We start from the raw sequence: 12,816 nt of genomic DNA, 5'->3' as shown, positions 1-12,816 counted from the left end.
TTTTTATTGAAATATTTAATCTCAGTTTTAATTTACTTTTTTACTGCTAGTGTTGGGTTGAAATAAGAGGAAGTATTAATGACTATTTTATCGATAATAATACCAACGTTAAATCGACCTAAGCTGTTGTCTCGTGCTCTCGCATCTATAGTAAGACAAGATTTTAATAATAATGATGTTGTTGAAATTGTTGTCGTTGATGATGATTTTAATAACTCATCGTTTGAAATTGTAAGTTCATTTATTTTGAACAATAAAGAAAAATTTATAATTAATTATTTGCCGAAATCCATTAATGAATTATCGGGCGTTTCTTCTGCTCGAAACAGGGCGTTGAATTACTCTACCGGGGAATGGGTGCTTTTTCTAGACGATGATGATTTGCTTGCTGAATCTTCTATATCGAAGATGCTCAATGCAATATCTGATGATGCTTACGATATTGTCTTCGGGAATTATAAGGTTGTAGAGGAAGACTCAGGAGGTAATTTGAAGAGTGAACGCGAGATTGTTTTAAATTCGTATTCACAAGAGCGTTTGTTGGTGCAAAATTACATTCCAGTTGGTGCTTTCATTATAAAAAAGGAGAGGATAATTTATAAGTTTTATGAGAGGATTGAATCCCATGAAGATTGGTTATTCCTTCTTGATAATCTAGTTGGCTCTAAATATGAATTTAGAGTTGGGTTTATTGATGATGTTGTTGTAGTTATAACCAAAAGTTCAGACCGTTCTAGAGTTCAAAGAAACACCGCCCGTAACCGGTTGGGAATTGTACATGATTATCTGCTAATTTACGGATTATATCCTGTTGAAAGCCTAGTTAGAGCTAGACTTTTTGTTCTTAGCCAATTGGGCTGCCCTAATATAGAGACGCTGATAGGCTCTAGGCATTCCTCTTTCGGATTCACAATGCCAACATCCCAGGGACGATTTTTTATAACAAATACGGCTGAAACCATTCAAAAATCACTTGTGGAACGGGGAGAATTCGAGCCGTTAGCATCCAAGCTGGCGATAGCCTGGTGCCAAGAAAAGTCAGGAGCAATTCTAGACGTTGGCGCAAATCAAGGTGTTTTCTCGATTCCGACAGCTAGCGCCTTGCCAGCTTTGAACGTTATAGCGGTTGAGCCGCAGCCTATGGTTTTTATGCAGTTATGTACGAATGTGCTTATAAACCGATTGAATAATATTTCAGTCAAAAACTGCGCAGTGGGTTTGGCAGGTAATAGTCATAAGTTGCTGGTGCCTAAGTTTGATATTTATGAGGAAAATTATACAGGCTCCGTATCTTTGGATGTTGAGACAATATCTATAAGAAAGGATATATCAGGCATAGAGGAGCCGAGCCTTAGAGCTAATCGGTATGAATGCGTAAGTGTTTTTGAGCTTTCGGATATATGGCCTTCTGATAATGTTGCTTTTATTAAGATTGATGTAGAGGGTATGGAGCAAGAAGTTATCGAAAGTGGAGTAGAAAAGCTTGAGGAAGAAAGGCCAGCTATTTTCTTTGAATCTTGGGGGTTGCATCAATTTTCCGAGAAGAATAGGCGGTTGATTAAAATAGTGGAAGAGCTTGGATATATTGTGGTTGGTTTTGGTGATGATAAGCTTGCTATTCACTCTGCCTCTGTTATTAATGATTCCGTTAAAAGTCTTATAAAAAAATATGGGCAGGATATCCCCGGTGATCTTGATTTGACGCCGTCGTGGTTTTTAAAGTTTAGTCTCCCGTCGTTGTTAAAGAATAAATTGGTTGAAAGCGGAAAATCCGTATCTTTAGCCGTTATCTTAATTGATGATGGTTTAGGTTCATTGGGTAGTTCACTAAGAAATTTTGAGTTTCTTTTCAGTGCGGGTGTTAACTTAAATGTTTTTGTAGTTTTTAAAGGTTCCTTGTATGAGTCGAAAATAAATGAAAAGTGGGAATATGTTGTTGATCTCGAATCTAAAGGCCTAATGGAGGCAGTTCGAGAAGTCATGGTCTCTTATGGTTTTGATTGGTTTGTTTTTTTTAAGGCTGGAGATGTTTTTTTTAAGGATTCACTAATATCATTTGTTAATGAGCTAGCTTCGACGCCCAAATTCTGCAATGTGGTTTATGGGGATTTGATGGTTGATCTTCAGTTTTATGGTCGGCCTGTTTTTAATATTGATGGCTTCCTCAGTAATCCATACATTAATATGAGTTATTACTTTTTTAGAGCGGATGTTTTTTCAGTGCTCGAATCTTTTCCTGCAGTTAGCGGTGATAGTTTGACTATCTGGCTTGCTATCAAGGTTTTGGAAGAATTTGGAGTGAATTCGTTCGGTCACGTAGACTTGCCACTAGTTTCTAGTTCAGTTAACCAATGGAAGACGGATGATGTTGAATATAAGTCAATTTTATTGGAGCATTTGCGCAAAAGAGGTTACGACTCATCATCGGTTGTGTCTGGCTCAGTTCCAGGAACGTTTAGTATAAATTATTGCAGTGATTTAAAACCTTCTGTATCTATAGTTGTGCCGACAAGAGATAAGCTACCTCTGTTACGGGTTTGTATTGAGTCAATTTTGGAAAAAACAGATTATCCTAATTACGAGATAATAATTGTCGATAATGATAGTGAGACTCCGGAGGCGCGTGCCTGGTTAACTGGTCTAGAGGATATGGCTTTGCCAAATGTCCGAATTTTGAGATTTCGTGATAGTTTCAATTTTTCTAAAATTAACAATTATGCAGTAAGCGAAGCGCGCGGAGAGTACGTCCTGCTCTTGAATAATGATACAGCAGTTATTCGTCCAGATTGGCTTAGTGAGTTAATCAATCATGCTGTGCGCCCAGAGGTTGGAGTTGTTGGCAGTAAGCTGATTTTTCCGGATGGAAAAGTCCAACATGCGGGAGTTGTCCTTGGAATGAGGGGGCCTGCAGAGCATGTCGATATAGGATCTGATCTTGCAGATCAAGGATATATGAATAGGTTGGTTACGGATCAGAATTATTCAGCTGTGACGGCCGCCTGCATGATGGTTCGACGCTCAGTATATGAACAGGTTGATGGTTTAAATGAAGATGTATTTAAAGTTTCATATAACGATATAGATTTTTGTCTAAAAGTTGCAAAGGCAGGTTATTTAACGGTGTGGACCCCGCGCTCACTGGTTGTTCACGTGGCGAATGCAAGTCAAACCTCAGTTGATAAAAGCAGTAAAGATGAGAAGGTAGTTAGGTTTAGGCGTGAACAAGAAGCGATGTATGAAAAATGGTTGCCTTACCTAGGCAGTGATCCGGCATTTAATCGAAATCTTTCCCTTCGATCCGTTGGTTTCGAAGTAGAGCCGCGTGTAGAGTTGAACTGGCAGCCCCAGAAGCTATTAGGCTTGCCCACTATTCTAGTGCATCCAGCGGATCAGTGGGGTTGTGGTCACTATCGCATTATGCAACCTCTTGAAAGCATGAAAGCTCAAGCTGTTGCTGGTGGAATGATTGCAAAAGAGTGGTTGACGGTCCCTGAGATGGCGCGTCTTGATCCAGACGCTTTCGTATATCAGCGTCAGATCACACCAGAAGCTGTTGAGAATATGAAATATGCGCGTCGGTTTCTGAAGAAGCCTATTGTGTATGAACTGGATGACTATTTGCCGAATCTGCCGATAAAAAGCGCGTATCGAAAGAACATGCCTAAGGACATATTGAAATCACTTAGAGCATCCTTAAAGCATGTCGATCGATTCGTGGTTTCGACCCATCCGCTTGCAGATGCGTTCAAAGGGGCGCATCCAGATATTCGTGTAGTGGAAAACCGGTTGCCTTTGAATTGGTGGGCGGATCTGAGTGCCGCTAGACGTCAATCTGAAAAGCCAAGAGTTGGGTGGGCTGGTGGAGTTGGGCACACCGGTGATTTGGAATTGGTAGAGGCTGTGGTTCGCGATCTCGCAGATGAGGTTGACTGGGTGTTTTTTGGAATGTGTCCAGAAGGGCTGCGTCCCTATGTAAAGGAAGTGCATGAGGGGGTTAATATAGAGTTGTATCCCGAGAAGTTGGCCTCTATGAACCTGGATCTTGCGATTGCGCCTCTTGAGGACAATCTTTTTAATCGCTGCAAAAGTAACCTGCGATTGCTGGAATATGGAGCCTGTGGATTTCCCGTCGTGTGCAGTGACGTTGAGCCCTACAGAGCGCATGAACTCCCTGTTACGAGAGTCAAGAATCGCTACAAAGATTGGGTAGACGCAATTCGCATGCACCTAAGCGATTTAGATGAGACTGCCAGGAATGGTGATGAACTGCGAGAAGTGGTCCGCCGTGACTGGATGTTGGAGGGTGAGAATCTTCAGCAGTGGTTGCGTGCGTGGACGAAATTTTAAAGCTCTTACATTTTTTTACAAAAGGGTTAGAAATTTTCCTAAAGAGAGTCGGATGGGTGCCGTTAACTGGAGTAACAGGGCGGCGCTCCAAACTTGAATCGGGCGCCAGACCGTTTCAAGAGAAAACGACATCAGTCGAAGGAGAAGCATTATGGCTCTCGGAATTAACACTAACGTTGCATCACTGTCCGCTCAGAATCAGTTGAACCGCTCTCAGGAGCAGTCCAACCAAGCTCTGGAGCGTTTGTCCTCCGGTCTGCGTATCAACTCAGCCAAAGATGATGCGGCTGGTCTGGCAATTTCAAATCGTTTTGAAGCACAGATTCGTGGTCTGAATCAGGCAACTCGAAATGCTAACGACGGTATCTCTCTGGCGCAAACCGCTGAAGGCGCCTTGGGCGAGGCGGGTAACATTCTCCAGCGTGTTCGTGAGCTGGCGGTTCAGTCTGCTAACGCTTCCAACTCCTCCTCTGATCGTCAGGCTTTGCAGGACGAAGTCAATCAGCTGGTATCTGAACTAGATCGTATTGCTACGACGACCAACTTTAACGGTCAAAAGCTGTTTGATGGATCTTTTGGAACTGCGCAGTTTCAGGTTGGGGCCAATGCAAACGAGACAATTAGTGCTTCAACGTCGAATCTGAGAACGACCAGTTACGGCAATAATCAGGTTATTGCTTCTGGTGCCGGCACGCAGGCCTCAGGTGCGACTGCTGACAACGGGATTGCGTCAGGTAACATTGATATTAATGGGTATCTGGGTTCGGAAACAGTAAATATCGCTGCGTCCGGAACGGCCGTGAAAGATATCGCAGAAAGCATTAACGACGTGTCATCTGAAACCGGAGTGACTGCGACCGCGCGTACGGAAGTCGATGTCGCGTTTACTGCTTCTGGAAGCTACTCGTTTACACTCATAGGCGAAAACACAGACGCTCAATCTGTTTCTTTTACAATTGATGCGACTTCAGGTAAGGACGCGTTGTCAAATGCGGTTGCTGCGATAAATGATCAGTCAGCGAAAACTGGTATCACTGCGGAGGTAGCCGATGATGGTCAAAGTGTTGTTCTTACGAACACCGGTGGATCGGATATCGTGTTTGGTAACACGGCAAACACCAGCGGTGGCGACTTAACCATTAATAAGCAATATAGGGACGAGAATGGTGAGGCTAAGGTAGACACGGCCAACGAGACCTTGGCCACTTCTACCGGTTCCACGGATGTGCTGTCTGTAAGTGGCTACTTGCAGCTTGACTCAGATAGGTCGTTTGCAATCGTAGCCAAAGATGGCGCTAACGCAGTTGCTTCGGCCGGATCTGAACTGCGAAAAATCTCCGAGCTCGATATTACTACATTTGAAAGCTCTACTCAGGCGTTAAAAACAGTGGATGCAGCTCTTAACTTGGTAAACTCCCAGCGTGCGAAGTTTGGTGCGATCCAGAGCCGCTTCGAAAGCACCATCTCCAACCTGGAGTCCACCAGTACCAACCTGAGCGCCGCTCAGAGCCGGATTCTGGACGCGGACTTCGCGGCTGAGACAGCCAAGCTGTCCAAGGCCCAGGTGCTGCAGCAGGCCGGTATCTCCGTCCTGGCTCAGGCGAACGCCCGTCCTCAGCAGGTTCTGTCTCTGCTGCAGTAAGGGCTTGGCGGTAACGGCCGGAACCTTCGGGTTCCGGCTTTACGCCGTTAGAGGAATAGCGAGGTAAAGCTATGAATGACGTTAACCTGAATAACCCGGATCTCAAGCTGGTGCGTTCCAACGCCCAGGCTCCGGGGAAGGCACTGTCGTCATCTCAGGCCGAGGGCGGAAAAGCCCCTGACCTTGCTGCTTCAGGTTCGAGTGGCTCAGCCATTCAGAGCCCGCAGGCCGCGACTGAGACATCCAGAGCCGAGAAGCTTCAGGCTCGTTCGGAAGCGCAGCGGGATGAATTGAATGATGCGGTGAGCCAATTGAATGATTTCGTGCAGAATGTGCAGCGGGATCTTCAGTTTGAGGTGGATAACGAGATGGGGCAGACCATTGTTAAAGTGGTTGATCAGAGCACCCAGGAAGTCATTCGTCAGATCCCGGACGAAGTGGCAATGAGGTTGGCAGAAAAATTGCAGCAGGATGAACCGCTGACGTTGTTTAACATCAAAGTGTAAAAGCTTGCCGCTTTTACGCGGATGCCAGACAACGGTATTTCAGCACCGCCGCACCCTGACAGGGTCCGGCGGTGTTCTGCTATATACGGTGCTAGACTGTCCGTTACAGGGTGTTACAAATTGGTGTAGTGGTTAGCCGAAATATAGGCAAAGTTTTGCCGCTGGCAGCCGATAAAGGACTAAGTAAGCGAAGCGCCCCCTTGAGGAGGCATGGTTATGGCAAATATTTCAGCATTAGGTATCGGCTCGGGAGTTCTGAACTCTGATCTGGTTGATCAGCTCGTTGAAGCTGAGCGTGCGCCTAAAGAGAATCGGCTCGACACCCGAACCCAGAAGGCAGAGTTGCTCATTTCTGCCTATGGCACCTTGAAGAGCGCTATCACGGAGCTTCGGCTGCCGATGCGTCAGCTGAGCGCGCCCGACAATCTGAAAGCCTTTTCGGCAACCTCTTCAAATGAGGATGTGTCGGTTACGGTAGACAGCACCAAGGCCAGCCGTGGCACCTACAACGTCAATGTGTTGAGTCTTGCGCAGTCGCAGTCCCTGGCGTCTTCCACGTTTGCTGATCGTGACTCTACGTCGGTCGGTACCGGATCGTTCACCATTTCTTCCGGTGATAAATCGGCGACGCTCACCATCGATGGTTCTAACAACACCTTGCAGGGGCTGGCGGACGAAATCAACGAAGCGGGCATTGGCGTATCGGCTGGCGTTATCGACACGGGTAGCGGCTTCCGGCTGGTGCTGTCGTCCGAAGAAACCGGCGAGGCAAATGCCATTTCCGTTTCGGTTACCGATGATGATGGTAACAATGACGACGCTGCCGGTCTGTCCCAGTTTGTGTTTAACGACACCACCCAGAACATGCAGGAGACCATCGCTGCCAAAGACGCGAGGGTCGAGATCAACGGTATTGAGATTACCCGTTCGACCAACTCCTTCACGGATGTTATTGATGGCCTGAGTTTTGAGGCAAAAGCAGAAGGTGTGACCTCCACCATCAAAGTCGAGCAGGATTTCGGTGCGGTAGCAGATCGTGTCGGAGCGTTTGTTGAAAAGTTCAATGCCCTCCAGACAACCATCAAAGGGTTGTCCGGCTTTAATGCCGAGACGGGGCAAGGCGGTATTCTTTCGGGTGATACCACCATCCGCTCAATCCAGGCGCAGTTGCGCAATGTTCTGGGCCGCGTGGTGCCAGGGCTTGAGAATGCCAGTATTCGGACCCTGGCTGATGTCGGCATTACCACAGACTATGAAACCGGCGGTTTGAGCTTTGATCGTGCCAAGTTTGAAGAGCAGCTGAAAAAGAACCCGGACGACGTGACTGCGCTGTTCGCCGAGCAGGGCCGTACCTCGAGCGCAGACGTTGAGTTCCTTGGCTCTGGCAGCGGGACAACCCGTGGAAACTACGCCATCAATATCACCCAGGCTGCCACTCAGGGTGGCGTGCTGGGTGATTCGGCATTGGCCGACGGCGTGGTGATTGATGGTACCAATGACGAGATCGAGTTCACCGTTGACGGTTCCACCAACTTTACTATTCAGCTCAGCCAGCAAACCTACGCAAGTGCGGCCGACCTGGTGGCCGAAATCCAGAGCCAGATCGACAGCAACTCGGCCTTGAATGCAGCCGGCCAGTCTGTGCGGGTCGGGCTCGACAGCAATGGCGTACTCCAGTTTACCTCTGGAGCATTCGGCAGTAGTTCAAATGTCAGCATCCTGTCCGTGGAAAATGGTGCGGCGCTCGGGCTTTCCGCCAAAACCGGAACCTTAGGCAAAGACGTTGCCGGTACGGTCAATGGCCAGGAGGCGACCGGTGATGGCCGGGTACTGACCGTCACTGGCGCGGGCGGTGCCAAAGGCATGCAGCTTCAGGTTGCCGGCTATAAGGACGGCGATCTCGGGCGGGTAAATTTCATCGAAGGTATTGGTGAACAGGCCGTTAATCTTGTCACCGACATTGTGGGTGCCGACGGCATTCTCGACGCAAAAACGGATAGCCTGAGCCGTGATCTTGAGCGGATTCAGGAGGAACGGATCCGGCTGGAAGACAGGATTGCCTCCTACCGTGAGCGGCTGGTCAGCCAGTTCACGGCGGCGGATTCCCTGATTTCCCAGCTCAACAGTACAGGCGATTACCTGACACAGCAGCTTGCGGCACTGGCTCCGCAGAACAACAGTAATCGATAAGCGGGGCAAGTCCCGGTAACGAAGAGGTTTATTATGAACGGTTTACAGGCATATCAGCGGGTAAACGCTCAAACCAGCATCACTGACGCTGACCCTCACAAGCTGATCCAACTGCTATACAGCGGTGCCCTGGAAAGGATCAATATGGCCAAGGCCCGGATGCAGGCCAATGACATTGAGGGTAAAGGCCGGCTCATCAGCAAGGCCATTGAAATCATCGGCGGCTTGCGCAGCTTCCTTGATTTCGAGAAGGGTGGCGATCTTGCAGAGCGTCTGGAAGGTCTATACGACTATATGGAGCGGACTCTGTTCGAGGCGAATGTGAAAAACGATCCCGCCAAACTGGATGAGGTCGCTGAGCTCTTGCGTTCAATCAAAGAAGGTTGGGATGGCATCCGCGAAGAAGTGGTAACCCAGCACTCCCAGGCCGCTGGCTAAACCAGTACTTTTGCCGTCCATGGCGCCCCTATCCTTTGGCAGGGTAGGGGCTTTATAGCCATTCCCCCCGCCATCCCGTACAATGTTGCCCTTCTTTTCAACACATCCATTCTGTTCAGTCTGGAGCAAGGGCATGTCTGATATTAAAAAGGTGGTGCTGGCCTATTCCGGTGGCCTGGATACTTCCGTCATCGTTCGGTGGTTGCAGGATACCTATAACTGTGAGGTGGTAACCTTTACCGCCGATATTGGCCAGGGCGAGGAAGTGGAGCCAGCGCGCGCGAAAGCCGAAGCGCTGGGCGTTAAGGAAATCTACATTGAGGACCTGCGCGAGGAGTTTGTGCGCGATTACGTGTTCCCGATGTTCCGCGCCAATACCATCTACGAAGGCGAGTACCTGCTGGGCACCTCTATCGCCCGCCCGCTGATTGCCAAGCGCCTGATCGACATTGCCAACGAAACGGGTGCAGACGCCATCTCTCACGGTGCTACCGGTAAAGGTAACGATCAGGTTCGTTTTGAGCTTGGCGCCTATGCCCTGAAGCCGGGCGTGAAGGTGATCGCTCCCTGGCGTGAGTGGGATCTGAACTCCCGCGAAAAGCTGCTCAAGTATTGTGAAGAGCGCAACATCCCCGTGGAAATGAAGAAGGGCAAGAGCCCGTATTCCATGGACGCCAACCTGCTGCACATCTCCTACGAAGGCATCAACCTGGAAGACCCCTGGGCGGAAGCCGAGGAAGACATGTGGCGTTGGAGCGTATCTCCGGAAGCCGCGCCGGACAAGCCCACTTACGTGGAGCTCACCTACAGGAAAGGCGACATCGTTGCCGTTGATGGTCAGGAAATGAAGCCCCACGTGGTGCTGGAAACCCTGAACAAGCTGGCCGGTGAAAATGGTATTGGCCGCCTGGACATCGTCGAGAACCGCTACGTGGGCATGAAGTCCCGCGGCTGTTACGAAACTCCGGGTGGTACCATGATGCTGCGCGCCCACCGCGCCATCGAGTCCATTACTCTGGACCGTGAAGTGGCACACCTGAAGGACAGCCTGATGCCGCGCTATGCTGAGGTGATCTACAACGGTTACTGGTGGTCCCCGGAGCGTGAGGCTCTTCAGGCGCTGATCGACCAGACCCAGAACTACGTGAACGGCACCGTTCGCCTGAAGCTGTACAAGGGCAATGTAGACGTGGTCGGCCGTAAGTCTGACGATTCTCTGTTCGATGAGAAGATCGCCACCTTTGAAGAAGACCAGGGTGCTTACGATCAGAAAGATGCGGAAGGCTTTATCAAGCTGAACGCGCTGCGCCTGCGGATTGCCGCTGGCAAAGGCCGCAAGCTTTGATGGTTTGTTGATGCCCTGAAAACGCCCGGTTCATAGCCGGGCGTTTTTGTTTATACTTTTCAAACAATTCCAACAACGAAAGTCATCACCATGAATGCGTTGGGCACAGCTTCCGTCGCCGCTTTGCGGCAGTATGTTCGCTACGCCGATGCCAAAGGTATCGCGGTTGATCCGCTGTTTGAAAAGGCGGGTTTGAAGCCGGAGATCCTGGATTCCGATGAGGGCCGAATCGACGGCGAACAGCTCCAGGCATTTATTCACTTGCTGGCCGAACATACCGGTAACCCGGTATTGGGATTGGAGACCGGCGACTATGTGCAACCCGGTTCCTACAGTGTACTGGGTTACATCACCATGAGCTGCGCCACGTTGGGGGAAGCGGTTACCCGTATTGCGCCCTATGAGAAGCTGGTGGGGGATATGGGTACCACCCGCCTCAAGATGAAGGGCGATTCCGCGACACTGATCTGGACCTGCAATTTTACCGATTCTGTGGTGTGGCCTCAGGTGGTGGACAATGTCTTTGCCTCCTGGATCAACTATGCGCGATGGCTGGCAGACAGCACGGACGCCACGCCGCTGGAAGTTCGGCTGAGGCGGCCTTCTCCCGGCCCGGAGCATGAGAAGGCCTATGCTTTGCGCTGGCAATGCCCTGTACAGTTTGATGCAGAGGAGGACAGTGTCACCTTTGCTCAGGCACTGCTCGCAACCCGCCTGCGTCAGCCAGACCCGCTATTGCGAAAAACCCTGGAAGCACACGCATTGTCTCAGTTGGCGTTGCTCGACACCGACACGGATCTGACCAGCAGGGTAAAGCAAAGCATTCAGAAACAGCTCGCCGATGGCATTACCCGCCAGGATATGGTCGCCGAGGATCTGGGGATGACCAGCCGTACCTTACAGCGAAAGCTGAGCCAGGAAGGGGTGTCTTACCAGAAGTTGCTGGATGAGGTGCGCCAGCAGATGGCGGAGGACTATTTGCAGAATACCGACATGAGTATTCCGGATATCGCCTTGCGCCTGGGCTATAGCGAAACCACGTCGTTTCATCGCAAGTTCAAGGCAGCGACCGGTAAAACGCCGGGGGATTTTCGCAGGCAATAAAAAAGCCAGCTTACGAGAGCTGGCTTAAGAAATTCGGAAAGAACGAAAGTGCCTGAAAAATTCGTTAATCCTGCGGAATCAGCTTGCGGTACCCATATGGCGGCGGAGGTACTACTCGGCTCCTCCGCCATGGGTGGATACTGCTTGATTCCACAATCTCAGAATAAGCCTGTTCGCCTTTCCTGTCTGTTTGTGAAGTGTGTCCCAGTGTTACTGTTTGTGATCGCTACACACCTTCCCGTATCTCCGGGGCGGTTTCGGTGAACCGGCGGGTTTCATAGGCGTCCACAAGGCCCTGTACAGCCGCGCGTTCCATATCCTGTACCGTGGGGGTGCCGTCCTGGGCGTCGGCTTTGCACAGGGCCATGCCGGCCTCCACAGAGATGAAGCCGGCGGTGGTTTTCAGCGCTTTGTGGTTGATGCCGTCAAAAATGCGCCGGAACGCGGTGGTGGTGCAGTGATCACTGTTGGGAAAGTAGGAGACAATCGCAAACTGGTTATCACCTACCCGACACAGGGCATCAATCGGGCGAATCAATGTGCTCAGGCGCCGGGCGATGCCGATCGACAGTTCGCTCATCACGCTGGGCGGATGCTTGCGCTTCAGCTCTTGCCAGTTACGGATGCCGCACATGACGTAGGCGGTTGACCCGCCGCGGGATTCGGCGTGGCGCAGGGTTTTCTGCAAGCGCTGGCGCGCGTATTTGTTGTTGGTCAGCCCGGTTTCCAGATCAATGATGTTGCTGGATTCCAGTTCCCGGTTGTTCTCCACCAGCAGCGCGTTGGCGCGCAGCAGGGTGTTCTGCCGGTCTGCCATGCGGTCCGCCGCAAAGATGCGAGGGATGAGCTGTTTGGTCATGTCTGATTTGTAGATGAAGTCGTCCACACCCCGGTCGAACGCTTCCGACAAGGCTTCCACGCTCTCGCGGGCGGTGAGCAGAATCACATAGGTGTAGTGGTTGTTCTGCTCGTCTTGCTGGCGAACCTGGTCGGTCAGCTGCAGGCCGTCCATTTCTGGCATCAGCCAGTCTGCAATCAGTACGCTGACCGGGCGTTGTTCCATGAGTTTCAGGGCAGCCGGTGCGTTGTTGGCGATGCGTATGTCGCGGTATCCGGCATTTCGCAGCGTACGGCCCACCACCATACTGCTGAATTTGGCGTCGTCTACTACGAGAATGGGAAGATCGAGGTTTGGCATTATTTATCTACTTCTTACCAGTCCATTGTCAGATGCGGTTCGCCAC

The 12,816-nt window shown here is 50.2% G+C and carries 8 protein-coding genes; 7 read left to right on the top strand and 1 reads right to left on the bottom strand.

The genetic code is table 11. The annotated features are described in order from the left end of the window. Positions 1–78 precede the first annotated feature (78 nt). From OZ656_RS13490 to OZ656_RS13460, 7 genes are all read left to right on the top strand, one after another. Positions 79–4,347, top strand: a complete 4,269-nt coding sequence (locus OZ656_RS13490) for an FkbM family methyltransferase (RefSeq protein ID WP_379944603.1) — start codon at positions 79–81, stop codon at positions 4,345–4,347. A gap of 151 nt (positions 4,348–4,498) precedes the next feature. Then, positions 4,499–5,989 (top strand): flagellin, encoded by a 1,491-nt coding sequence (locus tag OZ656_RS13485; protein WP_286714628.1) that lies wholly within the window; start codon positions 4,499–4,501, stop codon positions 5,987–5,989. Between the two features lie 71 nt (positions 5,990–6,060). Further along, the gene (locus OZ656_RS13480; RefSeq protein ID WP_014422025.1) at positions 6,061–6,495 is read left to right on the top strand and encodes a flagellar protein FlaG; all 435 of its coding nucleotides are present in this window, start codon (positions 6,061–6,063) and stop codon (positions 6,493–6,495) included. A gap of 216 nt (positions 6,496–6,711) precedes the next feature. After that, positions 6,712–8,685, top strand: coding sequence for a flagellar filament capping protein FliD (gene fliD, locus OZ656_RS13475; RefSeq protein ID WP_121207890.1), 1,974 nt, complete (start codon positions 6,712–6,714; stop codon positions 8,683–8,685). 33 nt (positions 8,686–8,718) lie between these two features. Further along, positions 8,719–9,123: a flagellar export chaperone FliS gene (fliS, locus tag OZ656_RS13470; protein WP_011786035.1), complete on the top strand. Its 405-nt coding sequence runs from the start codon at positions 8,719–8,721 to the stop codon at positions 9,121–9,123. A gap of 133 nt (positions 9,124–9,256) precedes the next feature. Next, positions 9,257–10,468, top strand: coding sequence for an argininosuccinate synthase (locus tag OZ656_RS13465; protein ID WP_379944602.1), 1,212 nt, complete (start codon positions 9,257–9,259; stop codon positions 10,466–10,468). A gap of 90 nt (positions 10,469–10,558) precedes the next feature. Continuing rightward, positions 10,559–11,572: an AraC family transcriptional regulator gene (locus tag OZ656_RS13460; protein ID WP_286896989.1), complete on the top strand. Its 1,014-nt coding sequence runs from the start codon at positions 10,559–10,561 to the stop codon at positions 11,570–11,572. A 226-nt stretch (positions 11,573–11,798) separates the two neighbouring features. Here the strand turns inward: OZ656_RS13460 and OZ656_RS13455 are convergent, their stop codons facing one another. Continuing rightward, complete coding sequence (locus OZ656_RS13455; protein WP_286896986.1) at positions 11,799–12,770, bottom strand: response regulator; 972 nt, start codon at positions 12,768–12,770, stop codon at positions 11,799–11,801. Between the last annotated feature and the right edge of the window lie 46 nt (positions 12,771–12,816).

This window comes from Marinobacter sp. LM1 (assembly GCF_042763285.1).
Taxonomy (GTDB): Bacteria; Pseudomonadota; Gammaproteobacteria; order Pseudomonadales; family Oleiphilaceae; genus Marinobacter; species Marinobacter nauticus.
The sequence above is the reverse complement of the archived record's forward strand: the minus strand, read 5'-3'. Positions and strand labels throughout refer to the sequence as shown.